This is a genomic window from Pseudomonas sp. TE3786 (genome assembly GCF_054057335.1).
In genome coordinates this window covers 20,769-45,559 of sequence record NZ_JBSRZF010000029.1, presented here as the reverse complement: position 1 = coordinate 45,559, position 24,791 = coordinate 20,769, and the positions used below count along the sequence as shown (strand labels likewise).

Sequence of the window (24,791 nt, the reverse complement as noted above, 5' to 3'; positions counted from 1 at the left end):
TGGTGTGTGGTGGGGTGGTGCGCGGGCGTCGTGCTGGTCTACCCACCATCGGGGTGCCCCCCCCCCCCCGCTCCTACGGGTTTACGTGGTCTATCAGTTGAGCACTTCACTCAGGGGAATAAAGTTCACGCTCTCCCCTTCACTCAACGTCCTGCCTTCCGGCACTTCCACCAAGCCTTCCGCCCACGCCGCACTGCGCAGCACGCCGGAACTCTGGTTGCTGTAGAGCACGGCGCGGCCATTTTCGATACGTGCGCGCAGGTATTCGCGGCGCTCGCCGGCAGTGCGCCAGACAAAGCCCGCCGGCACCGGAAAACGCAGCGGCAACACCTCTTGCACGCCCATGCGGCGTAACAGATATGGCCGCGCCAGCAGCGCGAAGGTCACCAGCGTGGAGGCTGGATTGCCGGGCAAACCCATCACCGGCACGCCTCGGAAATGGCCGAAAGTCAGCGGCTTGCCGGGCTTGATCGCCAGCTTCCACAGCGCCAGCTCGCCCTCTTCGCGCAGGGCATGGCCAAGGAAATCCGCCTCGCCCACTGACACCCCGCCGGTGGAGAGAATCAGATCGGCCGTGTTGAAGCCACCCAATCGCTGGCGGGTAAGTTCGAGGTCGTCCGGCAGAATGCCGCCGTCGATCACTTCGCAGCCGACCTGCTGCAGCCACTGAATCAGCAAGGTGCGATTGCTGTTGTAGATCTGCCCGGGGCCGAGCGGCTGACCGGGTTCAATCAACTCGTCGCCGGTGGACAACACCGCGACGCGCGGACGGCGCACCACGCTTAACTGCGCCACACCGAGGGTGGCGCACAGGCCGAGCTTGATCGAATTCAGCCGCGTACCGGCCACCAGCACGGTTTCCCCAACACGGGTTTCCTGGCCTTGCGGGCGGATGTTCTGGCCAACGCTGAGGGCTTCGCTAAAACGCACCCGACCATCGTCCTGCACGTCAGCGTTTTCCTGCATTTCCACACAGTCCGCGCCCGGCGGAACCGGTGCGCCGGTGAAGATTCGCGCGCAGGTGCCGGGCTGCAAATGCTGCGGTGCCTGGCCGGCGAAAATGCGCTGGCTGACTTGCAACGGCTCGCCACGCCAATCGGCCAGGCGCAGGGCATAACCATCCATGGCGCTATTCGGCCAGGGCGGCAGATCCAGGCTGGCCACCAGCGGCTCGGCCAGCACACGGCCATGGGCAGCGGCCAGCGCCACGGCTTCAACCTCGACAATCGGCGTCGCCTCAGCCAAAGCCAGCAGACGCTCCAACGCTTGCTCCACCGGCAGCAGGCCGGGGCGTTTGGCCACACTCATCCGCGCGTCTCGCAGGGCGCAGCCTGCTTCAGGTGCGGGACGAAGTTGCACGGGCGATGACGGTTATCCAACTGCTCGGCCAGGATGCCATCCCAGCCGGTGCGGCAGGCATTGGTCGAGCCCGGCAGGCAGCACACCAGGGTGCCGTTGGCGAGGCCAGCGAGGGCGCGGGACTGGATGGTGGAGGTGCCGATATCCGGCAGCGAAATCTGGCGGAACAGCTCGCCGAAGCCATCGACCTGTTTGTCCAGCAGGCAGGCCACCGCTTCCGGGGTGCTGTCGCGGCCGGTGAAGCCGGTGCCACCGGTGATCAGCACCACTTGCACAGTGTCTTCGGCAATCCAGGTGGCGACCTGGGCGCGGATTTTGTACAGATCATCTTTAAGCAGCACGCGGGCGGCCAGGTGGTGGCCGGCGGCGGTAAGGCGATCAACGAAGAGTTGGCCCGAGGTATCGGTGTCCAGGGAGCGGGTGTCGCTGACGGTCAGCACGGCGATATTCAGGGGCACAAAGGGTGCATCAGCCTTGGTGTTCATAGGCTCAATCCGGTTGTGGGGGAGGCAGGTCGGTGTTTATATCACAGCCCTTACCTACAACGCGCCGGGAGCGCCCATGACTGATTCGACCACCCTGCCCGCCTGTTCGATTTTGCTTTTGGCCGGCGGCCGCGGCCAACGTATGGGCGGCCTGGACAAAGGCCTGGTGAGCTGGCGCGGCAAGCCGTTGATTGCCCATCTGCACGGGCTGACCCGGCCATTGACCGATGACCTGATCATTTCCTGCAACCGCAATCAGGCGCTGTATGCGCACTACGCCGACCAGTTGGTGGGCGACGACAATGCGGATTTCTGTGGCCCGCTGGCGGGTATTCGCGCCGGCCTCGCCGTGGCCAGATATCCCTGGGTGCTGGTGCTGCCCTGCGATGCGCCACTGATTGATCTGCCGCTGCTACAAGCCATGCAGCGCCTGGCCGAGGAACAGCAAAAACCTGTGATGCTGCGCCGCGGCGCACAGTGGGAACCGCTATTCAGCCTGCTGCCGACGGCCATTGCGCCGGGGGTGGAAGAGGCCTGGCAAGCGGGCAAACGCAGCCCGCGGCAGGTGTTTGAGTGGCAGGGGGCGATGTATCTGGATCTCGCCGAAGACGATCCGCGGCTGGCCAACCTGAATACCCCGGAGTTGTTGGCGAGTACCGAGCGTTAAATGACGTTTGCAGGGATCGCGGCTGAAGCCGCTCCTACGAGGTCGCCCAATCCGAAGGAGCGGTTTTAACCGCGATTGTTTTGATCTGAGTGCCATGGCCCAATGAACTTGACCGGTAGGCTTGCGTCTCATGCTGCGTAAAAAAGCTGTGCCACACGCGCAGATAGTCGTCTGCCTATAACGGAGAAAAACCCATGAATCAGCGGATCATTGCCGCCTTTGCATTGGCCTTTGGCCTGGTTGCCCTCGCCGGTTGCTCCTCGCCATCGGTGATCACTTTGAACGACGGTCGCGAGATCCAGACCGTCGACCAACCGGAATACGATAACGACTCCGGCTTCTATGAATTCGAGCAATTGGATGGCAAACGGACCAAGGTCAATAAAGACCAAGTGCGTACGGTGAAAGAACTCTGAAGTCTGTCCAGCACGCAAAGAAAAGGGTTAGTCCGCGTAAGAAAAATTTCCGGCTAACCCCTTGTGCGCTAAAACTTTTTCAGTAAAATCTGGCCTCATTCGGAGTGTAGCGCAGCTTGGTAGCGCGTCTCGTTCGGGACGAGAAGGTCGCAGGTTCGAATCCTGTCTCTCCGACCAATCCCTGAAAAACCCGCCCTCTCGGCGGGTTTTTTATTGGCCGCGTTTTCGCCTTTACTACAAGGCGTGCAGCCACCCATTTCTTACTTTATTGAGAACAGATAATGAGCGCAGAAAAAACCGTAAACGGTTATGTGATCAAGCAGATCGGCGCTGGTAACTGGTGGATGTGTTCGGCCGCTGGCGAACAGGTCGCCGGGCCTTTCCCGAGCGAAAAAATGGCCGCCGAAGTGGCGGCCGTTTTTGAAGACACCCCACCGCCACCGCGCCGTCGTGGCGAGAAAGACGACGAGTAACGTTCAGCGAAGAAAGGCGGCGACCTGGTCGGCATCGAACGGCCAGTTCAGCTCCGCCCCCGTGTCGCAGCGGCGCAGCACGGGAATGCGCAGGCCGTAGATTTCCACCTGCGCTTCGTCGTCGCCGATATCCACCAGCTCCACCAGCAGCCCGTGCTCGACAAAGGGCATCAGCAGCGCTTCGGCCACTTCACACAGATGACAGCCTAGGGTGCCGAACAATTGGCATTCGGGAAGCATGACTGCGCCTCAAGAAAAAAGATGAGGCGCAGTTTAGCCGACTCACTCGCCGCTGGCAGCGCCGGCCGCGGTTGGCGTGGCGGTTTGCGCAGTGATCAGGCCTTTGAGGCCATCGAGCAGGCGGTCGTTGAGGGTTTGCGCCTTGTCCAGGTCTTCCTGGTTGAAGCGCTCATCCAGACTGAACGCGCCCTTGAGCAGGTCGGACATGGTTTTCGCCGGATCGCTGGACAGCCCGCTGGCCGTCTGCAGCCCATCCACCAGGCTCTTGGCGTAGTCCTGCAGCGCACTGTTGCTGGCCCCGGCTTTGCTGCCGCCGGCCACTGAGCCATAGGCCTCGGTAGCGCGCACGCTGGCGCTGGTCATGTTCAGCGACAGACTGGCCAGTTGCGTGCCATTGATATCCAGCTTCACCGCCTGATCAAAGGCACCCTGCAGATCACCGGAATAAAACTTATCGGAGATATCCGAGACCTTGCTGAACAAGTCTTTCAGCGAAGCCATTTCCTCGTCGTTCAAATCGCCATCCACTTCCACGGAATAGCCGGCCACTTGAATGGTCTTGGTCGATGACGAGCTGCCATCAGCGGACGACGTGCTGTCGCTGGACGAGGCATTGGCGGCGCGGATACGCACTTTGTCGCCTTCCAGGGTGGTCAGGTCGAGGTTGAAGCTCTGCGCCTGGGCCTGGTAGTTGCGGTTGCTGTAATCACCGCTGATCGACGTGGTATCGCCGGACGACGGCGCGCCCAGGCTTTCGCCGAGCTTGTCCAGGCCATCGGTGATCTTGCTGTAGGTCTCGTCGATATCGCTGGCAATCTTGCCGCCCAGCACACCCAGACCATCGAGAATTTTCTTCGCTTCGGCAAAGCCCTGCTCCACACCCTTGCGCGCTTGCTCGAGCATGTCCTGCAGCTCGGCCGGATCGGCACCTGAGGCGGCCTTGGCTTTGATGCTGCCTTCGACAAAACCGAGAATGCGCTCGGACACTTTATCGGGCGTGTAATTGCTGGCTTTGTCGTTAAGGTCGCCGGGCTTCAGGCCGAGGCGGTCGGCCAAGCGATTGGCCAAGGTTTTTTGCGGATCAAGAGTGCCGCCGGTGGTGGCGGCAGAGCCAACATTGCCGGTACGCAGGTTGGCGGGCAGAAAGGCAGCGGAAGAAGTAGCCATGGTCATGTTCCTCGACAGGACATCTGCAAGGTTGACGGCAGCCCCCAGGGAAAGTTAAGGGCATTTCACCGCGAGCCCGACAGGTGGTCCTACAGATTAGTAGGAAAATTCACACTGAAACTACGGCCGCAGCCAGTAGCACCAGCGCCGCCGCCTTGGCTTCTGCGGCCTGATCGCCTGGGCCATACAAATGCGCCATATCCACCGCGCCCTCAAACAAAAACTGCAGCTGCCGCGCCAGTACGCCCGGCTGTGCCACACCAAGGCGCTGCAGGGCGTCCTCGAAGTACGCGGCGAAAAAGCGCTTCTGCTCCGCCGCCTGCTGATGCACCGGGTGGCTGCGCTCGGAAAATTCCGCCGCCGCGCTGGCGAACAGGCAACCGCAGAAATCATCTTGCTGCAGCCATTGCTGCAAGCCATCGAATGCCCCCAGTACCGCGGCGCTCGGCTCGGCATGTTGGCGGGCGAAATCCAGACGCTGACGGATTTCGCCAAAGCGCGACTCCAGGGCCGCCACGATCAGCTCGTCCTTGGATTTGAAGTGCTTGTAGAGGGTCATCTTGGCCACGCCCGACTCCGCCAGAATGCGGTCGATCCCGGTGGCGTGATAGCCCACGCGGTTGAATAGCGACAGGGCGGTTTCGATCAATTGCTCGCGCTTGCTTGCTGCCATGTAAGGCCTCCTGAGGGCCGCATTATGCGGTCCCCGCGCCGACTGCCGGAAGACGTAGACGACTTTGGGTAAAACTTCCCTTGAACTATACAGACCTGTCTGTTTACTATCCATTCCAGACCACAACAACATGAGCGATACCGTTATGCGTCTTACTGTGATGCCCAGAGGCCCCGCCATGCGCTCGCACTACTTAATCCTGCTGATGCTGTTGAGCCTGCCCAGCTTCGCCGACGGCCTGCGTTTCAGCCTGGTGAAAACCTCGCAGGCCGAAACCCTGGATGCCTTCACCTATGCCGGCGGCAGTTGGACCGACAAGGTCAAGGTCAACCACACCGCCGTGCTGATCCAGCACCACGCCGCCACCCTGCTGTTCGACACGGGCCTGGGGCGGCAAGTGGACAGCCAGTTCGAGGAAATGCCGGCCTGGGACAAACCCCTGCTGCAATACGGCCCGGTGACTCCGGCGCGCGATCAACTGGACCGCGACGGCATTGTGATCGACCGCATCCTGCTGTCCCATGTGCACTGGGACCATGCCTCGGCGCTGGTGGATTACCCGGAAGTGCCGGTGTGGGCACCCTATGACGATATCGACTTCAGCCATATCTCCACCCCGCCGGCCGTATTGCCCAGCCAGTTCAAACACAAGGTGCTGTGGCACCCCTACGAACTGGAGCCGGTGCCCTTCATGAGTTTTAGCGACAGCCTCGACCTGTTTGGCGATGGCAGCCTGGTGCTGGTCTCGCTGCGCGGCCACACTCCGGGGTCGGTGGGCCTGTTTCTGACCTTCGACGACGGACGGCAGTTCTTCTTTACCGGCGATGCCAGTTGGCGATTGGAAGGTTTTACCGGGCCCCACGAAAAATTCTGGCTTAGCCGCAAAATGGTCGACAACGACCCCGAACAGACAGCCAATATCCTGCAAACCGTGCACAACCTGCTGATCAGCCATCCCCAGCTGAAAATAATCCCGACCCATGACGCTGCTGTGCAGGACAAGCTCGGCTACTACCCGCACTGGGTCCAGTAACTGGCGCAAACGCCCGGCAGACTAAGGTCTAAAGGGCGTAGGCGATTTTCTCGTGCTTAGATTCATACGCGGTAACAATTCGGTCACACCATCACCGACCGAGCCGCCACGAGGAGAAAACAATAATGAGCAAAGCTCCCCTCGCCCACGCTGTAGCCCTGGCTGCCGTTGGCGTTTCGTTGTCCCTTCCAAACATTGCCCACGCCGACTTCATCAAAGACAGCAAAGCCAGCGTCGAGCTGCGCAACTTCTATATGAACCGCGACTATCGGCAGGATGGCAGCCCCAACCCGCCTGGCGTCACCGGCAAACCTGGCGAATTTCGCAGTAAATCCGAGGAATGGGCGCAGGGCTTTCTGCTGCGTTACGAGTCGGGCTACACCGAAGGCGTGGTAGGCGTGGGCGTTGATGCCCTGGGTACCTTGGGGGTGAAGCTGGATTCCGGCCGTGGCCGTACCGGCACCCAGTTGCTGCAAGTGGATCGGGAAACCGGCCGCGCCCAGGACAGTTATGGCGATGCGGGCGTCACGGCGAAACTGAAAGTCTCGAAGACCATTCTGAAAGTCGGCACCCTGGCACCCAAGGTGCCCGTGCTGCAAGCCAACGACTCGCGTCTGCTGCCGCAACTGTTCCAAGGCGGCCAGCTCACTTCGCTGGATATCGACAACCTGACCCTGGATGCCGGCCAGCTGAAACGGGTGAACTACCGCGACTCGTCCGACTATGAAGAAATGGTCATCAATGGCGGCGGTCGGCGCGGCATCGTCACCAGTGCGGGCCTGACCAGTGACGAATTCAACTTCGCCAGCGGCAGCTACAAGTGGAACGACCAGCTCAGCACCACTTACAGCTACGGCAACCTGGACGAGTTCTACAAGCAGCACATCGTCAACCTCACCCATGTACTGCCGCTGGCCGACAAGCAATCGCTGAAATCCGACATCCGCTACGCCAGCTCCACCGATGACGGTAGCCATAGCAACGTCGACAACAAAGCCTTCGGTGCCATGTTCACCTACAGCCTCGGCGGTCACGCCTTCGGTGCCGGCTACCAACACATGAGCGGCGACACCGGCTATGCCTACGTCAACGTAACCGACCCGTTCCTGGTCAACTATGTGCAGATCGGCGACTTCGCCGCCAAAGACGAAAAGTCCTGGCAGCTGCGCTACGACTACAACTTCGCCGCCATCGGCATTCCCGGCCTGACCTTTATGACCCGCTACCTCAACGGCGACGACGTCGACCGCGTCGGCGGTGCCAACGACGGCAAGGAATGGGAACGCAACATGGACATCGGCTACATCGTTCAGGACGGTCCGCTGAAAAACGTCGGAGTGAAATGGCGTAATGCCACGGCACGCTCGAACTTTGGTAATGACCTGGATGAGAACCGCTTGATCGTGAGTTACACCCTGGCGTTGTGGTAACAGACCCCGCCCCCTTGTAGGAGCGGCTGGGCGGCATTCCGATCAGCCGCGATCCCTGGCAAAAGCATCGCGGCTAAAGCCGCTCCTACGGGGACATGCGCCCCCCAACAAAAAGCCCGCCAATCGGCGGGCTTTTTATTTAGCGCGACACGTCAGTCAGCCAAGCGCCAGGTCGTCCCGCCCTTGCCGTCTTCCAACACCACGCCCATGGCGGTGAGTTGGTCACGGATGCGGTCGGACTCGCCCCAGTTCTTGTCGGCGCGGGCTTGCAGGCGCGCGGCGATCAAGGCGTCCACTTGTGCAGCGTCAACCTTGCCTTCAGCGCCAGCACGCAGAAAGTCATCGGCCTCCATCTGCAGCACACCCAGCACGCTGGCCAGCTCTTTCAGGCGCGCCGCCAAACCGGCAGCCGCGTTGATATCGCTGTCACGCAGGCGGTTGATCTCGCGCACCAGCTCGAACAACACGGCGCAGGCTTCCGGCGTGCCGAAGTCATCGTTCATGGCGGCGGTAAAACGCTCCACCAAGGCTTCGCCACCGGCGGCCGGTGCGGACGGCAGGCCTTTCAGTGCGTGGTAGAAGCGCTCCAGCGCGCCTTTGGCTTCCTTCAGGTTGTCTTCGGAATAGTTGATCGAGCTGCGGTAGTGGCTGGATACCAACAGGTAGCGCACCACTTCCGGCTGATACTTTTCCAACACATCGCGGATGGTGAAGAAGTTGTTCAACGACTTGGACATCTTCTCGCCGTTGATACGGATCATGCCGCAGTGCATCCAGGCATTGGCGTAGGGCTTGCCGGTGGCCGCCTCGCTCTGGGCGATCTCGTTTTCGTGGTGCGGGAATTCCAGGTCGTTGCCGCCGCCATGGATGTCGAAGGTGTCACCCAGGCAGCAGGTGGACATCACCGAGCACTCGATATGCCAGCCCGGCCGGCCTTCGCCCCAGGGCGATGCCCAGCTTGGCTCGCCCGGCTTGACGCCTTTCCACAGCACGAAGTCCAGCGGATCTTCCTTGGCCTCGTCCACTTCGATACGCGCACCAATGCGCAGGTCTTCGACCTTTTTGCGCGACAGCTTGCCGTAGCCGAGGAATTTATTGACCCGGTAGTACACATCGCCATTGCCCGGCGCGTAGGCGTAACCCTTGTCGATCAGGGTCTGGATCATCGCGTGCATGCCGTCGATATGGTCGGTGGCGCGCGGCTCCATATCCGGCTTGAGAATATTCAGCCGGGCTTCGTCTTCGTGCATGGCATCGATCATGCGTGCGGTCAGGGCATCGAAGCTCTCGCCGTTGTCGCGGGCGCGGTTGATGATCTTGTCGTCGATGTCGGTGATATTGCGCACATAGGTCAGGTCATAACCGCTGAAACGCAACCAACGGGTGATCAGGTCGAAAGCCACCATGCTGCGGCCGTGGCCCAGGTGGCAGTAGTCGTACACGGTCATGCCGCACACATACATACGCACCTTGTTGCCATCCAGCGGCTTGAACGGTGCCTTGGTCTTGGTCAGGGTGTTGTAGATGGAAAGCACGTTAACTCCTCAAGCCCACGAATCGCGCAGGGTCACGGTACGGTTGAACACCGGACGGCCTGGTTGCGAGTCTTTGATATCGGCGCAGAAGTAACCTTCACGCTCGAACTGGAAGCGGTCTTCCGGCTTGGCCTGGGCCAGCGACGGCTCGGCGCGGCAGCCGGTGAGCACTTGCAGCGAATCGGGGTTGATGTTGTCGAGGAAGCTCGCGCCTTCTTCGGCTTTTTCCGGGCTTGGCGAGCGGAACAGACGGTCGTACAGACGCACTTCGCACTCGACGCTGGCAGCGGCCGGCACCCAGTGGATCACGCCTTTGACCTTGCGACCTTCAGGGTTCTTGCCGAGGGTGTCCGGGTCGTAGGAGCAACGCAGTTCGACGATGTTGCCATCGGCGTCTTTGATCGCTTCGTCGGCACGGATCACGTAGCTGCCGCGCAAGCGCACTTCACCGCCCGGTTCCAGGCGCTTATAGCCCTTTGGCGGCTCTTCCATAAAGTCGTCGCGGTCGATGTAGATCTCGCGCTCGAACGGCAAGGCGCGTACGCCCATGTCGTTTTTCGGGTGGCACGGCAGTTCGAGGTTCTCGACCTGGCCTTGCGGGTAATTGGTGATCACCACTTTCAACGGACGCAGCACACACATGGCGCGCGGGGCGTTGTGGTCGAGGTCGTCACGGATGGCGAATTCGAGCATGGCGAAATCGACGATGCCGTCGGAACGGTTGGTACCGATCATTTCGCAGAACTTGCGGATCGAACCGGCGGTGTAGCCACGGCGGCGGAAGCCCGACAGGGTCGACATACGCGGGTCGTCCCAGCCATTCACGTGCTTCTCATCTACCAGCTGCTTGAGCTTGCGCTTGCTGGTCACGGTGTAACTCAGGTTCAGGCGCGAGAACTCGTACTGACGCGGGTTGGCCGGCACCGACAGGTGCTCGAGGAACCACTCGTACAGCGGGCGATGGCCTTCGAATTCCAGGGTGCAGATCGAGTGGGTGATGCCTTCGATGGCGTCCGACTGACCGTGGGTGAAGTCGTAGTTGGGGTAGATGCACCAGGTGTCGCCGGTCTGGTGGTGATGGGCGTGGCGAATGCGATAGAGGATCGGGTCGCGCAGGTTCATGTTCGGCGAGGCCATATCGATCTTGGCGCGCAACACGCGAGCGCCGTCTTCGAATTCACCCGCCTTCATGCGCGCGAACAGATCGAGGTTCTCTTCAACCGAACGCTCGCGGAACGGGCTGTTCTTGCCTGGCTCGGTGAGGCTGCCGCGGTATTCCTTGGCTTGCTCGGGGCTCAGGTCATCGACATAGGCGTTGCCGGCCTTGATCAACTCGACGGCCCAAGCGTGCAACTGGTCGAAATACTGCGAGGCGAAACGCACCTCGCCATCCCACTGGAAACCCAGCCACTGCACGTCGCTCTTGATTGCGTCGATGTATTCCTGGTCTTCCTTGGCCGGGTTGGTGTCGTCGAAGCGCAGGTTGCAAACGCCACCGAACTCCTCGGCCAGGCCGAAGTTCACGCAGATCGATTTGGCATGGCCAATGTGCAGATAGCCATTGGGCTCTGGCGGAAAGCGGGTGACGATCTTGCTGTGTTTGCCCGAATCGAGGTCAGCCTGAACGATCTGACGCAGGAAGTTGGCAGGGACAACTGGGGCGGCTTTGCCATCAGCGGCGGGAACGGCAGCAGAGTCGTGAGTAGGCTTGCTCATAGGATCCTTGAACGTACAGGTGCGCAGCCAGGGTAGGCCGACCAAAACAAAGCGCTTATCATAGCCGAAGCTGTCAACCCCCTGACAGGCCTTCGAATTTCTCGACAGAGTGGATTTTCCCATGATCAAGCTGCACACCAACCACGGCGTCATCACCCTGAACCTGTTCGCTGACAAGGCACCGGAAACCGTTGCCAACTTCGAGGAGTACGTTAAGGCCGGTCACTACGACAACACCGTATTTCACCGCGTGATCAGCAACTTCATGATCCAGGGCGGCGGTTTCGAGCCAGGCATGAAGCAGAAAGCCACCCGCGCCACCATCAAGAACGAAGCCAACAACGGTCTCTCCAACAAGGTTGGCACCGTGGCCATGGCCCGTACCATGGAGCCGCATTCGGCCTCCGCGCAGTTCTTTATCAACGTTTCCGACAACAACTTCCTCGACCACAGCGCACCCACCGTTCAAGGCTGGGGCTACACCGTATTCGGTGAAGTGGTGGATGGCATGGACGTGGTCAACAAGATCCGCGCCGTCGCCACTACCATGAAGTCCGGCCACCAGGACGTACCGGTGGATGACGTGATCATCGAACGCGCCGAGATCGTTGCCGAGTAAGCCGCTTGATCACACTTCTGATCTCGGATCTGCACCTGGAAGAACAACGCCCGGATATCACCCGGGCGTTTGTGCATTTTCTCGCCGGCCGTGCCCGCACGGCCGGTGCCCTGTATATCCTCGGCGACTTCTTCGAAGCCTGGATTGGCGACGACGCCATGAGTCCGTTCCAGGCCTCCATCGCCCAGGCCCTGCGTGAGCTGAGCGACAGCGGCACCGCCATCTACCTGATGCACGGCAACCGCGACTTTATGCTCGGCCAAGGTTTCTGCCGCGCCGCTGGCTGCACCCTGTTGGCCGACCCCACCAAGGTGGAACTCGGCGGTGAGCCGGTATTGCTGATGCACGGCGACAGCCTGTGCACCCGTGACCAAGCCTATATGCGCCTGCGCCGCTACCTGCGCCACCCGCTAACCCTGTGGATTCTGCGCAACCTGCCACGGCGCACCCGGGAAAAGCTGGCGCGCAAACTGCGCAAGGAAAGCAGCGCGCAAACGCGGATGAAGGCGGCGGATATCGTCGACGTCACCCCGGAAGAAGTGCCACGCCTGATGCAAGACTATGGCGTACGCACCCTGATCCACGGCCACACCCATCGCCCTGCCGTACACCGTTTGCAAGTCAACGGCGAAGCGGCGCGGCGCATTGTGCTGGGGGATTGGGATAAACAGGGCTGGGCATTGCAGGTGGATGACCAGGGTTTTCAGCTGGCGGCGTTTGAGTGGGTGCCCGTTGAACCGGCAGCCCAGGCCTGAGCAGACAAATGCTTCCCCTTTGCCGAATAAATCCCTTACACGAAAAGACGTGTTTCCCCTGCCTCTGGGAGGCAGCCTGCTGATTGCGTTTGTTCCTCGTTGGAAGCTGGCCGTACTAGCCAAGTAGCGTTGCTGCCTGGCTGGCCAACCTTTTTATAGAGGAATATTCGCCATGAACACACAGTTCGCATCTTCACGTCTCACCCTACTGGCCCTGGCCTGTAGCGCCGGTCTGGCGTTAATGCCGAATGCCCAGGCGGCCTATAACGGCAAGCTATTGGTGGGCGACCAGGTACCGGATTGGGCGGTGGGCAATGAATACAACTGCTCTGGCGTGCTGATCACGCCACGGGTCGTAATCACCAGCGCAGAGTGTAATAACGGCGCCCCCGTTTACTTCCATCGCAAAACCGGGCAACAGTATACCGGCAGAGCAATCTCATATCCCGTCGTCAAGAACGTGCTGGGCAATGTCAGCATCTTTATTACCGACGCTAAATTTGGTGGAGACGCGGCCATCCAGACCGCACCTGTCGCCAGCTATCTCGAACAAAAGAAAGAATTGGTCGATGGCAACGACGAACTGACCCAAGGTGCGCAGTTGGTGTTCTACACCCGAGATTCGCTAAACATTATTTCTGGCGATAAATCCAACCGCCAAATGCGCGTGGTAGATGCCTACCTGGATTGGACCAATTACCGCGGTGCCCCCGACAACGGTGACGCCGTCCCGGACGGCCCGCCGCTGATCTACCGTTCGGCGAGCCGATATCGGCAGCTGGAGCCCGACTACCTGACTGGCAGCATTGGCTATTTCTACTCGCTAGGCGGCCCGAACTTCACCGACCAAGATGCGGACGACGCCGTTATCTATACGGCGGGCTTGCCCAACGCACGCTTCACGATGGATTCGCCGGTAACGAATGACGATGGCGGTGGCCTGTTCCTTCGTAAACCTAATGGCGATTTGCGTCTGGTCGGCACGCAATTCGGCGGTTGGGCCCATGTACGCCTCAGTCATTACTGGCCATGGGTAGTGAATACCCTGGAGGAACAGGGCCTACGCCAGGACGCCATACTGCTCAGCCAAAAGGTGCTGGGTGTGGGTAACTGGGGTGAGAACAATCAAAGCGGGAAGATCGGGCAGATCTACGTCTACGACAACCCGTTCACCAGCAAGATGGAGTTCTTCCGCCTGGTGCACCTTGGGGCAGACCAGCGCTACGGGTACTTCCCCATCAACCAGAAAGACAACAGCTACTGGGAATACCTGGGCACTACACTGCCTGATATGGAACAGGCCACCACCGACTTCAAAACCTGGGGTAATAGCGACAGTAGTGCCACGCCGGGAGACCTCTATGTGTACGACAACCCGTTTACCCACGACGTTGAATACTTCCGCCTGAAATCAGCTGGCACCTACGGTTATTTCCCGACCAATAAAACCAGCAATGCGGACTGGACTTACCTGGGCACCGACCTGCCCACCCGTACGCTGAAGTACCCGCAACTGTAACTGCTGGCTATCTTCGCTTCACACAAGAAGGCGCAGTGGGTATTCCACTGCGCCGTTAGCTGGCCCGACTGAGGTGATGCCCGCCCCTCTCGAAGCCAGCCTTGCCGATGCTGCGTGTTTCGCGGGCTAATCCGGCTGCGGCGCAATCGGAAAAAACTCACCCCCGCTCCACAACCCCAACCAGCTCTGCCCATCAATCTCGCGGGACACCGCCAATTGCACCAATTGGTAAAACACATTGCGGTGAATCAGTGCCTCGAGGTTGCTGCGGATGTGCACATAGGGCGACGGTTCCTGGGTATCCGGGTCGATGACAAAGCGCAGCGGATGCTCCGGCCCCGCCTCGCTGACATCCTCAACGTTGGTGGTAAAACGCAGCAGCTGCGCCTCACCTTCCCCTTCAACCTCAACACTGACCGCCACAAAGGGCGCATCGTCGACCGTGATACCAACCTTCTCCACCGGGGTAATCAGAAAATAGTCATCGCCGTCGCGGCGCATGATGGTGGAGAACAGCCGCACCATGGGTTTGCGGCCAATCGGCGTGCCCAGGTAGTACCAGGTGCCATCACGGGCGATACGCATGTCGATATCGCCGCAGAAATCCGGGTTCCACAGATGCACAGGCGGCAAGCCTTTGCTTTTGGGAATCTGCCCGAGCAGATCGCCGGCCTTGCCTGGATCAGTCATGCCCTCTCCTCTTATTCGTTCAAGCCCAGCAGACGCCGTGCGTACTCGCGCATGGGCGGCCCGAGCAGGTCGTCGGGCTTAGTGTCGTATAGCGTCAGAAAACCGCCACGGCTACGGATGCGCACAGTATCCACCAGGTAGCGGGTGTTGGTCTCGATCAGCATCACCTGAATCACGCTGTGGTCAACGCCCAGGCGGTCCAGGGCTTCCTGATCTTCCCACTCTTCCACTGTGCCAATGCGGTCATCGGCCCCGGCAAAACGCGTATACAACAAGTAATTGGCCCCGGCCGCGCGGGCCTGGCTCAGCGACTCATCCAGCCCCGCGGGTGCCTTGGCGCGACGGACCATCGGGAAGTATTCGACAAAGCCATCGAACGCCTGCTCCGCCACCACATTGGGTCGCGGGTAATGGCCGCCCGGCGGCACAAAATGGCCCTGGGCGATATAGATAAAGGAGTCCGGCTGCAGGCGCCACGGGCTGGAGCGACGGATATCGCTATGGTCCAGCAGACCGGCATCACTCAATTGATCAAGGGTGCCATCGGTCATATCGCTGACCTTCATGCAGCCCCCCAGGGCCAGCAACGTCAGCAGCACAATCAGGCTACGCATGGTAAGTCTCCGCATGCCGGTGACGGAAAACCGGCGAATAACGCGGGGGCTTGCAGCTTCCGCGCCATATTCCTACACACCCTTCAGACTCTAACTCTAGAGGCTTTTGACTAAATCAATAGCACGCTGCAACGCCGCGTCATGGCCACGCCGTAAGTCTTCAGGCTCAAGTGGAAGGTGGATATCAGGGTCAATCCCAGATCCTTCCAGCGACCGACCGTCTTCCAGATATTCGCGCCTGGCCCCGACGGCAAACACCATCTCGGCATTTAACGAAACCATATACGGTTGCCCCGAACTGCCAAAGGTCCGCTCGCCAACCAGAAACGTACGAGGCCGCTGTTTCAGCGCCAAAATAAAATTCTCACACGCAGAGGCGCAGTCTCTATTGATCAACACGATCAGATTCCCGGTAAACAAAGGCGTAGCCACCTTCAACACCGGACTGGTGAAGCACATCGCAGTTTGCGCCTGCTCAAAGCGCGAAAGCATTGCCTGGTCGTGGGTAATAGTGGCCGTCGAGAACTCGGCGACTTTGCCACTGCGATGCAGGCGCTCAGCGATTTTCGGCCAATACCATTTCGCCGTTAAGGTACCGATAAGCTGCACCGGCGTTTGCCCGCCGCTGTTGCCACGCAGGTCCAGAATAATGGACGGCGCGGCGGCGTTTTCGCGAAAGAACTGAATCGCCGCCGCTTCGAACTCAGGACGTGAAAACGACTTGAGCTTGAAATAGAGCGGTGCCAGCGTTGCTTCAACCGGCAGCGATTCATCGAGACTTACCACGGGCTCGCCTCTGTCGATAAACACCGTAGCGCCGTCGCTAAAGGCAAGGGTGAACTTCTCGGGCCATAGCACGGCAGATTTACTGAAGCGGGTCGCCCTGCTGTCCTCGCAACTGGCAGAGATCATCAAACTCAACTCTGCGTAAAACGCACCGATGTCTTGGCCGTTCACTGCAATAACCTGGCTACCTACCGGCAACTGTGCGCGCCCAGAGCTCACCACAATCCAGGCTTGCTCTACTCGATAAAGACTGAAGCCTAGCGGGTGCCCCCAACGCTCATGCAGGTATTTGTCAAAATAAAAGGTATGGGCATTATTGAGGCTGGCGGCCAGGCGCATCAGCGATTGGGCATAGCTCACTCTTGAATCGTTATCGACGGATTCTTCCAAGTGCCTTTGAAAGCACGCTTCAAACTGCGACCTCGATACGTTTTCCCAGTGGGCGAAATACTGGTCTATTGCCGCATAAACCCTGGCGGAAAAATGCGCTCGTTGCACGCCGGATAAAACATTGCTCATGCCCTTGAAAGCCCCAATTAGTCAGCCAGTGAAATCTCTTTAAACCTGCCGTCTTCCAGATAAAAAAGGCTGGCCGCCGATTCGAACGTAAATAGCGAAATCCCCTCTTTCGCCATCTTTACCTCCGGAGTGCAGGTGCTGGTCGCAGGGCCATAACCTTTGCTACACGCAGACGTGTAACTACCGGGCTTCAGCGTGCGGATGCCCACCGCCTGGATATTATTTCCAGCCTTCAGCACCCGTTCCCTGCCGCCCTCGCCACTCAAGGCGACAACCAACTGGAATCTGCCACTCCCCGCCTTTTCCAGCTTCAGCACCGCGGAGTCTGCCTTGTCATCGCCATCGAAATCACCGACGGCCTTGGTAAATCCGCTGCCGGCTTTGTCGTTGGCGCGTAGCTGGGCGTTGGGGCCTTGGGCTAGGAGGTCTGGCGGGATTTCTAGCCGTTCGGCACGGTTATCCGCCAGCAGCAATTCGACGCTATACGGCTGGGCACCCACAACAAGCTCCGTCGTTTTAGGTGCCAGCACGTTGGCCAGGCGCGCATCTTCAATCTTCGGCTGGCGCTTGTTGGCGCCTGCGCGGCGTGTTGGGCGCATCTGGTCATAACACTGCGCACGGGCCGCTTCGTTTTTGATTTCTTTGCAGGAGGCTTGTAGCGCCGTATTGACGCACTTTGGGGTATCGCGCAGGGCCAAACCATCCATGCACGGAACCGCCCAGACCGCTTGCGAGGCGGCCCACCAATTGGAGGATTCATCGGCTTGAATGCGGGCTGATAGCGCGATGCAGAGGGAGATAAAAATGAAGTTGCGCAGTATTGGATTGATCACAGCCGCTCCCTTAGCTGGTTAAACGCAGTCCGTTATGCAAGGCAAATTTGGCCACAACATCCGGTTATGGCGCGTGCATCACAAGAGGCAGCGGGGACATTTTTTTCTATAAGCGGATGGGTTAATCGGCGCATTTATCAATAAGCCGTACAGTTTTTCTTGGCCGTCGGTGCCCGGCGCAAACGGGCCACTAACCTTCCCCCCTGACGTTACTGGGCTAGCCACTCAAACCGGGCGTTAACCGGCAAACTTAACCGAGCGGCCAGTTTTGCAAGCAGCTGTATCTAACCTCGCTTATGGCCTTGGCCGAGCAAACCGCTTTTTTGCCGAATCGGCACGCCCATCGCGGTTATCGAACCTACGGCCTCCTCGGCCAGAGCCGCCAGATTTGGCCTTTGCACCGCGCCTACCATCTGCTCCGTCACTGGATGTCCAGTGGCCGGATTTGAACGTCCGATTCCCTAGCTGTATCCCGCCATAAAGCCCAGGCGCGAGTAACGCCCGGGTTTGCAGTTATGGCGGCTGTACGTGGGACACCTTCGGGTGTGCCGAGCTAGTTAGGGATCGGTCGTTCAACCCGCGTACAGCTGCCACCTTCCATCGCCTTTGGGCACCCGTGGCAGTTCCTTCACTTTTGGAGCTGACGTTATGGAAAACCCAACCGCTTCTACCCCTGGCAATCTGATTGTCACCGTTGAAAAAACCTGTCTGAAAACCGAAGGCCAGGCGCTGCTGTGTGTGCGTGCTGGCGTGCCGGTGGAGTTGGCGCTGGAGCAGGCGTTCACTCTGCTGGGTTGTATGGAGCAACTGATTCTGAGCCGCGAACCCCGTGGCAAGGATATTCAGACCACTACGCTGCAATACCTCAACGACCTCACCCGCGCGCTGGTGGGGTCGGGTTTCGAGGGTGTGTGTGCGTATGAGAAAGCCGCCGCCTAAGGGCTGAAAGAAGCGGTGGCTCTCTGCAGGGGGCCACCGCGATAGCGGCGTATCGCGGTGCCTCTGGTTAGCGCACGCCGTTGCACCAGCGCCAATGGCGGGCACTTCGGCTGGTTAGTTGCGGCGATCTCGCTTGCGCGGCGTGGCAATCGGAAACTCCCCAAGCCGAATCACCGAGGTCATGCGATACACCTCAGAATTCGGCTGATTCGCTAAGGCAGCCGGCCCCTGATCATTGACCACATGCCAAATGCCGCCATCCCCGGCGATCACCGAACTGCTGATGGATTCAAGGCGTATACCGCGCGTGGCGGGTGCCTCAATGGCGCTGGAGGCATGCACGTTCTGCCCCATCACAAACAGCGAGTAAATCGCCAACCCCGCCGCTTCATGGGCCTTCACATCCTTGCCCACCACGTAGGAGGCAAAGCCGTCCTTGCTGCCATTTTTCCAGGCCGCCTGGCTGGGTGGGTCGTAAGGCAGTTCACTCTGGTAAAACAGGGTTCTGCCGCGTTCACCATTCCAGATAACCTGGTTTTTCTGGTAGTGCTCGACAAACAAGCCCAGGGCATTGACGTCATCGCCGTTGACCACCAGGCCATGATCGGCCTTGTTCGAGTCCCAACCTGCACCGGTGCCATGGTCCGCGCGCCACAGCCAGGTGTGGTCGAGGATCACGTTGTGGTTATTGACCTCGACGCTGGTTGTAGCCCGACCCAGTAATGGGCCACCGATGCGGACAAATACATCACTGACCGTGGTGGGGTCATGGGGCTCGCCCGCATAACTGCCCTTCTCGCCTATTTTCAGAAGAACGTTCGAATTGATAGGCCCCGCCTCAAGCAACAGACCGGAAAGCATCACGCCGGTGATATTGGCCACTTCAATCGCGGCAGTGCCATTGGCGGCAACCAATGAGGGAAAGCCCAGGCCCAATATAACGGTGTCTGGCCGAGTGACTTTCAGCGCTTCACTGAGCATATAAATGCCGGGCGTCAAGACGATGTTTTTACCGGCACGCAGCTGATGGTTGATAGTGGCGGCGGAATCGCTCGGTTTGGCGATATAAAAAGTTTGCAGCGGAAGTTGCCGACCCTCGCGGGATGACACCGACCAATCAAAGCCTGAAGTGTGGCTTTTCGCGTGGGGCACAAAGACGTTGAAGTTGCTTTTACTATCGACATAGATAAACGGTGCCTCGCGGGACGCCGGTGTAGTCGGCAAGCTGGTGATGCTGCCTGGGTCGAAGTCGGTGACCGGCGCGCCATCCACGCCGGAAAACATATAGTTCACCGCGCGCCCATCCCAATAACCGATGGCGCTGTTACGGGTATACCAGTGGGCTTGGGCTTTCTGCACCTTGCCATCACCGCTGATAACCGAACCTCGCACCCGACTGTTGGCCATATAGGTGCCAAAGGCATAGGCGCCGTATTGCCCGCTGAGTTGCAGATTGCCGAGCACATTGACCCGGCGCAGCGGTGCAGCCTGGGAAACCGCCCAACGCAGGGTATAAGGCGCGGCCACCCCTTCCGGGTAAGGACGCTCGGCGTCTTTGCCCACCGGGCGCTGGATGGGGTTGATGGTGAGGTTGGTTAACGAGCGCCAGAACTGGGTGAGCGAGTTGGACTCGAGGTTATCGTCCTGGGGGTTGCCGGCCGGGTTGTACTGCACGGGTTCAACATGCAGCGCGCCATTGATGCGGACTTCTTCCGGCGAGCGGCCCAGGCCATAGATGGCGGTGTAATAGCCAACCTCGGCGTTGACGATACCGGTCGCAGTAGCCGGATCATCTTTGCCCGCGTCGCTGCCGTAAGTGCCCGGCATAAAGAACACGGCATGGCGGTTGGTGCTGAATTCGGTTTCTTCGGAAAAACGCTGCAGGGTCTGGTTTATCTGCGCCAGCGGTGTGCTGGGCTGGAAAATAGTGACATTCGGGCCGAAGTCGGGAAGCGGATCTTTTTGCTTTTCCGCTACTGTGTTTGCAATTGCCGGGTTGGCAACTAACGCTGCCAGCGCCCATATCCCGGCCAGGGCCTTGGTGGTTGAATGAGTGTTCATTTCGCGCATCCATTTAATTAGATTTATTTTCGCTGGATATCCTTCAGCAATACATTCCAACCTCGGCAAGGCGAACGGCGTTGGAATAGGGAAATTGAACAAAAACCAGCAAAACGGACCAATCGTTTTTAACTCTGCAAGGTATCGCCGCAGCGAATGATTAAAATCCGGCAGATAAAAACAAAGGTGTCGCTCGCCCTTTTCAGCGTGCAACTTCAAGACATATAAAGCCCCCCATCAGTCTGATGCTGATAGCGGCTGTATATTTTTTATTTGATTGGCGGATATATGAACTTATCGGGCTTGGCCGGCAAAGGAGTTGATCCGAAGTTTATTGTCGCCTTCGGCGTTGCCAGTCGCCGCGATAAACCACGCCACGATTACCAGACATACACAATCTCCTTATGGTCAGCGACCTTTGCCGGATAAAAGCAAGCAGCCCGGCCCGGGCTGCCGGGCACTCAACGGGCCGCGTGGCGCAGTTGCTCAATGATCTTGCGCGCGCGGTTGGCACCGACATCCACATGGATATCGATCATCGGCGGCGTACCGAAGCGGCACATGTTCTGGTACTGGGCCTCGATGACCACTTTGTCTTCATCGAAGGTCAGCGCCGTCTGTTCAACCACCTTGGCTTTTATCGCCTGGTGATCACTTTGCGGGTTGGTGGCGATGGTCCAGAAGTAATGGCTGGTGGTTTCGGTTTCCGGGGTTACGCCATGGAAGCCGCGCATATGGAAACCACCGCGCTCGGGGTCGGTCATCGAGTCGGTATTGGCGTCTACCGCGCCGGTCCAGATACGCAGATGGCTGACGTGAAACTCGATTTCCTGCCAACGATCAACGCGCTCTTTGAACGGGTAAGCGGCCACATAGGTGGGTGGCGGAACCGAGCCCGGCATATAGCGGGTAACGGTCACCGTGCGCTCGTCGCTCTCGACCTTCATCTCGGCATTCATATGGATGCTGGCATTGCCGCCGATGGTGCGCAGGTGCACATAGCCGAGGTGGCTCAAGTCCATCAGGTTGTCGTGGATAAGCTGGTACGGCGCGTCGTAGTGGTACACATCGCCATCGAAAATGTACTTGCCGCTGCTGTGCACGTCATACGCCGGTGGCTCGCAGGTCGGCTCGGGGTGCTCGCTGCTGCCGAACCAGATCCACACAATCTGATCACGCTCTTTTACGTGATACGCCGGCACCTTGGCCTTGCTGGGGATCTTGTCCTGCCCCGGAATTTCAATGCATTTGCCGTCACCATTGAACAGCAGCCCGTGGTAACCACAACGCAGGCCGCGTTCATCCAGGGTGCCGTGGGAAAGCGGCAGTGCGCGGTGACAGCAACGGTCTTCGAGGGCGGCAACCTCGCCGTCCGGGGTGCGGAACAGCACCACCGGTTTGTTCAGCAAGGTGCGGCCGACGGGCTTGTCAGTGAGCTGCCAGGCCAGGGCGGCGACGTACCACTGATCCAGCGGAAAGCTGGGCACTGGTGCCGCTGCGGGTACTTCATAAGCAAGGGATTCGCTGCCAGAGACAGTCATGTTTGTTCTCCCGTAATCGAGTGGGGTCAGGGCTGATTCAGAGGTGCGAGTTCACAGGTCCAGGACCAGGCGTGGCGTCTTGGCACGTGAGCAACAGGGGGTGAATTGATCGTTGCGGCCGTGCTCGGCGTCAGTCATAAACTGGTCGCGATGATCCGGCGTGCCGCTCAGCACGCGGGTGATGCACGAACCACAGATGCCCTGCTCGCAGGAGGTTTCAATCTCGATACCGGCTTCATCCAGCACCTCGAACACCGAGCGGTCTGCGGGAATCTGCAAGACCTTGCCGGAGCGCACGAGCTCCACTTCGAAGGCCTGGTCCCCGTCGTGATCGATAGGTGCCGCAGCAAAGAACTCTCTATGCACTTGTTCCTCTGGCCAGCCAGCCGCTGCGGCGGTGCTGAGGATGTAGTCCATAAAGCCGCCAGGCCCGCACACGTAGATATGTCGACCGGCTTCGGGGCGTTGCAGCAAGGCGCTGGCGTCGAGGTTCGAGGGCTCTGCGCTGCTGTCATCGTGCAACGTCACCCGCTGGGCAAAGCTCGCGTTTTCCAGTGAATCGAGAAACGCCGCGCGGTCGCGGGAGCGAAAGCAGTAATGCAGCTCGAAGTCGGCACCCTGGCGCTCAAGCTCAAAGGCCATCGCCAGCATCGGCGTAATGCCAATGCCGCCGGCAATCAGCAGGTGCCGCTTGGCTTGCGCAGCCAGCGGAAACAGATTGCGTGGCGCACTGATCTGCAGCGTCTGGCCCTGCTCCACCTGCTCGTGCATGGCCTGGGAACCGCCACGGGACAGTGGGTCGTTCAATACGCCGATCAGATAGCGATGACGCTCCTCGGGTGGATTGCACAACGAGTACTGGCGAACCACGCCCGATGGCAGATGCACATCGACGTGGGCACCCGCGGTGAAGGCCGGCAGCGGCTCACCATTGGCCAGACGCAATTCGAAACTGCAAATGCCGTCGGCCACGAGCGCTTTGCGATTGACTAAAACCTGGAGCATAAAACGACCCTCCACACCAAAGTGGCTGCAAAAAAGCGAAAGGAAATAGCGGAGCTTGGGCGCTCGCTTTATGGAGGGCTGGTAACGGCTGGAAGGCGTCGCGAACGACAGGTGAAGGCGAAACGGTTCATGGGAGCTACCTGTTATTTATTTTTGTGGGAGCGGCTGTCGCCTATGATGCGAGCAGCCCACGCACTGCGCGGCTGGGAGTAGAATCCAATCATTTAGTTGCGGTGTCAACTAGTTTACCTATGCCGTTTATCTCACTTTCAAGGCTCGTTTTATGTCGGATACCGAAAAGCTCGACCTGAACCGCTACGTTCCCGCCATGCTGACCTTCCTGGCCAACAAACTGGCCACCGGCGCTTCGATCAGCTACCGCAAGCATTTCGGCATTGGTGTGGTGGAGTGGCGGCTGATCGCCCTGCTTGCCGTGGAAGACCACATCACCGCCAATCGCATCTGCCAAGTGATAGGCCTGGACAAAAGCGCGGTCAGCCGCTCGCTGCAGCTGCTGGAAGCGGCGGGTCGAATTTCAGGTCAAGTCGATAGCAAAGATGGCCGCCGCTACGCGGTCAGCCTGACGCCCGAGGGCAAGGCGTTGCATGACCGGGTGCTCAAGGTGGCGTTGGAAAGGGAGCGACGTTTGCTAAGCGATTTCTCGCCAGAGGAGGTCGATACGCTGGTGAACCTGCTTGGCCGGCTGCAGACCACGGTGGGCTACGTCAACGAGTATGACCCGCCGGCTTCTGCGTAAGGCTGACGAAACTGGAAGGATGGGCTCTGCCTCGCCAGCGGCCCGCCTACAACCCGCGCTGCCACTCCTGGCGCAAATGCGCCTGCTGCGGTTGCTCGATCGCTTGGCGTACCTGCGCCAGCAAGCGTGCCTTGTCGGCACCAAGGGTGCCTTTGAGCACCAGGTAGTTGGAGGCGTGGTCGCTGCGAAATACCGTGTTGTTGAGCTCCAGCCCCTGCAACAGGCGCTCGACTTCGACAAACAGCTGCTGCTGAGTGAGCGGCTGATAGTCAGCAAAACCCTCGCGAAAACGCGCTTCACCCTGGGGAAAGCTGACCACCAGGGTGGAGAGAAACTCTGGCTGCGCGGCGTTCATCAGCCGTGCGGAGTTGTCCGCATGCTGTTCGCTCAGGGTGGTACCGCCCAAGCCGTTGAGGACCATCACCGAACGGGTGATGCCCGCCTGCCCCAGCTTATCCAGCGCGCTCAAGGTGGACTCGAAGGTCTCGCCTTTGTTGACCCGGGCCAGCACTTCGTCGTCACCCGACTCGGCACCGACATAGGCCATTTTCAAGCCGGCATCGGCCAGTTCCTTGAGTTCGTCGACGGATTTCTTGCGCAGATTGCGCGGCAGGCAATAGCTCGACACCCGGTCGACTTCCGGCATGTGCTGGCGAATGGCGCTGAGGATATTCAGCAGACGCCGTGTCGGCAGCACCAGCGCATCGCCGTCCGCGAGGAATACGCGTTGGACGATCAGTTGCTCGCCACAGCGGCGAATCTCTTCCAACACGTCGGCTTCATCGCGGGCGCGGAATTTCTTCTGCTCGGCGGTGTACATCTCGCAAAAGCCGCACTGGTTCCATGAGCAGCCATTAGTGACCGGCAGGATCAGCGAATGAGCTTCACTCGGCGGGCGAAACACCGGTTCGATATAGCTGATGGGGAATGACTGAGCACCCATGCACGACGACTCTTGA

The 24,791-nt window shown here is 59.5% G+C and carries 25 protein-coding genes and 1 tRNA gene; 11 read left to right on the top strand and 15 right to left on the bottom strand.

The genetic code is table 11. The annotated features are described in order from the left end of the window. Positions 1-93: 93 nt before the first annotated feature. Together ACVW0Y_RS22685 and moaB are read right to left on the bottom strand one after the other, a co-directional pair. On the bottom strand, positions 94-1,308 hold the full coding sequence (locus ACVW0Y_RS22685) for a molybdopterin molybdotransferase MoeA (protein ID WP_457441466.1): 1,215 nt from the start codon (positions 1,306-1,308) through the stop codon (positions 94-96). Then, entirely contained in the window at positions 1,305-1,844 is a 540-nt protein-coding gene (gene moaB / locus ACVW0Y_RS22680; RefSeq protein ID WP_457441464.1) for a molybdenum cofactor biosynthesis protein B, read from the bottom strand. The genes ACVW0Y_RS22685 and moaB overlap by 4 nt, the downstream gene beginning before the upstream one ends. A 76-nt stretch (positions 1,845-1,920) precedes the next feature. Here moaB and mobA point away from each other — a divergent pair, with 76 nt between their 5' ends. From mobA to ACVW0Y_RS22660, 4 genes are all read left to right on the top strand, one after another. Further along, positions 1,921-2,511 carry a molybdenum cofactor guanylyltransferase MobA gene (gene mobA, locus ACVW0Y_RS22675; RefSeq protein ID WP_457441462.1) on the top strand — a complete coding sequence of 197 codons (591 nt, stop codon included), beginning with the start codon at positions 1,921-1,923 and terminating at the stop codon, positions 2,509-2,511. 194 nt (positions 2,512-2,705) lie between these two features. Next, positions 2,706-2,927, top strand: a complete 222-nt coding sequence (locus ACVW0Y_RS22670; protein ID WP_457441460.1) for a YgdI/YgdR family lipoprotein — start codon at positions 2,706-2,708, stop codon at positions 2,925-2,927. Between the two features lie 100 nt (positions 2,928-3,027). Then, positions 3,028-3,104 (top strand) — tRNA-Pro (locus tag ACVW0Y_RS22665). 104 nt (positions 3,105-3,208) lie between these two features. Then, entirely contained in the window at positions 3,209-3,400 is a 192-nt protein-coding gene (locus ACVW0Y_RS22660; RefSeq protein ID WP_457441458.1) for a hypothetical protein, read from the top strand. A 3-nt stretch (positions 3,401-3,403) separates the two neighbouring features. Here the strand turns inward: ACVW0Y_RS22660 and ACVW0Y_RS22655 are convergent, their stop codons facing one another. The 3 genes from ACVW0Y_RS22655 to ACVW0Y_RS22645 all read right to left on the bottom strand — a co-directional run bounded on the left by ACVW0Y_RS22655 (position 3,404) and on the right by ACVW0Y_RS22645 (position 5,480). After that, positions 3,404-3,640, bottom strand: a complete 237-nt coding sequence (locus ACVW0Y_RS22655) for a glutaredoxin family protein (protein WP_457441456.1) — start codon at positions 3,638-3,640, stop codon at positions 3,404-3,406. Positions 3,641-3,682: 42 nt separating this feature from the next. After that, positions 3,683-4,807: a DUF5610 domain-containing protein gene (locus ACVW0Y_RS22650; protein ID WP_457441454.1), complete on the bottom strand. Its 1,125-nt coding sequence runs from the start codon at positions 4,805-4,807 to the stop codon at positions 3,683-3,685. Positions 4,808-4,916: 109 nt separating this feature from the next. Then, a complete protein-coding gene (locus ACVW0Y_RS22645) occupies positions 4,917-5,480 on the bottom strand; it encodes a TetR/AcrR family transcriptional regulator (RefSeq protein ID WP_457441452.1) in 564 nt (187 codons plus the stop codon). Positions 5,481-5,658: 178 nt separating this feature from the next. Here ACVW0Y_RS22645 and ACVW0Y_RS22640 point away from each other — a divergent pair, with 178 nt between their 5' ends. Then, a complete protein-coding gene (locus ACVW0Y_RS22640; protein ID WP_457441470.1) occupies positions 5,659-6,513 on the top strand; it encodes an MBL fold metallo-hydrolase in 855 nt (284 codons plus the stop codon). Positions 6,514-6,638: 125 nt separating this feature from the next. Then, positions 6,639-7,943 (top strand): OprD family porin, encoded by a 1,305-nt coding sequence (locus ACVW0Y_RS22635; RefSeq protein WP_457441450.1) that lies wholly within the window; start codon positions 6,639-6,641, stop codon positions 7,941-7,943. A gap of 152 nt (positions 7,944-8,095) precedes the next feature. Here the strand turns inward: ACVW0Y_RS22635 and cysS are convergent, their stop codons facing one another. Both cysS and ACVW0Y_RS22625 read right to left on the bottom strand, forming a co-directional pair. Next, positions 8,096-9,478 (bottom strand): cysteine--tRNA ligase, encoded by a 1,383-nt coding sequence (gene cysS / locus ACVW0Y_RS22630; protein WP_457441448.1) that lies wholly within the window; start codon positions 9,476-9,478, stop codon positions 8,096-8,098. A 9-nt stretch (positions 9,479-9,487) separates the two neighbouring features. Continuing rightward, positions 9,488-11,194, bottom strand: a complete 1,707-nt coding sequence (locus tag ACVW0Y_RS22625; RefSeq protein WP_457441446.1) for a glutamine--tRNA ligase/YqeY domain fusion protein — start codon at positions 11,192-11,194, stop codon at positions 9,488-9,490. Positions 11,195-11,315: 121 nt separating this feature from the next. On the opposite strand from ACVW0Y_RS22625, the gene ACVW0Y_RS22620 reads away from it, so the two are divergent. From ACVW0Y_RS22620 to ACVW0Y_RS22610, 3 genes are all read left to right on the top strand, one after another. Next, complete coding sequence (locus tag ACVW0Y_RS22620; protein ID WP_108097383.1) at positions 11,316-11,813, top strand: peptidylprolyl isomerase; 498 nt, start codon at positions 11,316-11,318, stop codon at positions 11,811-11,813. A gap of 8 nt (positions 11,814-11,821) precedes the next feature. After that, on the top strand, positions 11,822-12,568 hold the full coding sequence (locus tag ACVW0Y_RS22615) for a UDP-2,3-diacylglucosamine diphosphatase (RefSeq protein WP_457441468.1): 747 nt from the start codon (positions 11,822-11,824) through the stop codon (positions 12,566-12,568). A 172-nt stretch (positions 12,569-12,740) separates the two neighbouring features. Then, entirely contained in the window at positions 12,741-14,087 is a 1,347-nt protein-coding gene (locus tag ACVW0Y_RS22610) for a hypothetical protein (protein WP_457441444.1), read from the top strand. Between the two features lie 126 nt (positions 14,088-14,213). On the opposite strand, the gene ACVW0Y_RS22605 is transcribed toward ACVW0Y_RS22610, so the two are convergent. From ACVW0Y_RS22605 to ACVW0Y_RS22590, 4 genes are all read right to left on the bottom strand, one after another. Beyond that, positions 14,214-14,777, bottom strand: a complete 564-nt coding sequence (locus ACVW0Y_RS22605; RefSeq protein WP_457441442.1) for a DUF1285 domain-containing protein — start codon at positions 14,775-14,777, stop codon at positions 14,214-14,216. Between the two features lie 11 nt (positions 14,778-14,788). Then, entirely contained in the window at positions 14,789-15,391 is a 603-nt protein-coding gene (locus ACVW0Y_RS22600; RefSeq protein ID WP_457441440.1) for a DUF4823 domain-containing protein, read from the bottom strand. 96 nt (positions 15,392-15,487) lie between these two features. Further along, entirely contained in the window at positions 15,488-16,696 is a 1,209-nt protein-coding gene (locus ACVW0Y_RS22595; protein ID WP_457441438.1) for a S41 family peptidase, read from the bottom strand. Positions 16,697-16,713: 17 nt separating this feature from the next. Continuing rightward, entirely contained in the window at positions 16,714-17,529 is an 816-nt protein-coding gene (locus ACVW0Y_RS22590) for a hypothetical protein (RefSeq protein WP_457441436.1), read from the bottom strand. A 648-nt stretch (positions 17,530-18,177) separates the two neighbouring features. Here ACVW0Y_RS22590 and ACVW0Y_RS22585 point away from each other — a divergent pair. Then, entirely contained in the window at positions 18,178-18,468 is a 291-nt protein-coding gene (locus tag ACVW0Y_RS22585) for a DUF3077 domain-containing protein (protein WP_457441434.1), read from the top strand. A 114-nt stretch (positions 18,469-18,582) separates the two neighbouring features. Here the strand turns inward: ACVW0Y_RS22585 and ACVW0Y_RS22580 are convergent, their stop codons facing one another. From ACVW0Y_RS22580 to ACVW0Y_RS22570, 3 genes are all read right to left on the bottom strand, one after another. Beyond that, on the bottom strand, positions 18,583-20,529 hold the full coding sequence (locus ACVW0Y_RS22580) for a hypothetical protein (protein ID WP_457441432.1): 1,947 nt from the start codon (positions 20,527-20,529) through the stop codon (positions 18,583-18,585). A 461-nt stretch (positions 20,530-20,990) separates the two neighbouring features. After that, positions 20,991-22,070, bottom strand: coding sequence for a Rieske 2Fe-2S domain-containing protein (locus ACVW0Y_RS22575; protein WP_457441430.1), 1,080 nt, complete (start codon positions 22,068-22,070; stop codon positions 20,991-20,993). Between the two features lie 51 nt (positions 22,071-22,121). Continuing rightward, positions 22,122-23,075, bottom strand: a complete 954-nt coding sequence (locus ACVW0Y_RS22570; RefSeq protein WP_457441428.1) for a PDR/VanB family oxidoreductase — start codon at positions 23,073-23,075, stop codon at positions 22,122-22,124. Between the two features lie 283 nt (positions 23,076-23,358). On the opposite strand from ACVW0Y_RS22570, the gene ACVW0Y_RS22565 reads away from it, so the two are divergent. Further along, the gene (locus ACVW0Y_RS22565) at positions 23,359-23,832 is read left to right on the top strand and encodes a MarR family winged helix-turn-helix transcriptional regulator (RefSeq protein WP_457441426.1); all 474 of its coding nucleotides are present in this window, start codon (positions 23,359-23,361) and stop codon (positions 23,830-23,832) included. 46 nt (positions 23,833-23,878) lie between these two features. On the opposite strand, the gene ACVW0Y_RS22560 is transcribed toward ACVW0Y_RS22565, so the two are convergent. After that, on the bottom strand, positions 23,879-24,775 hold the full coding sequence (locus ACVW0Y_RS22560; RefSeq protein ID WP_457441424.1) for a radical SAM protein: 897 nt from the start codon (positions 24,773-24,775) through the stop codon (positions 23,879-23,881). Positions 24,776-24,791 lie beyond the last annotated feature (16 nt).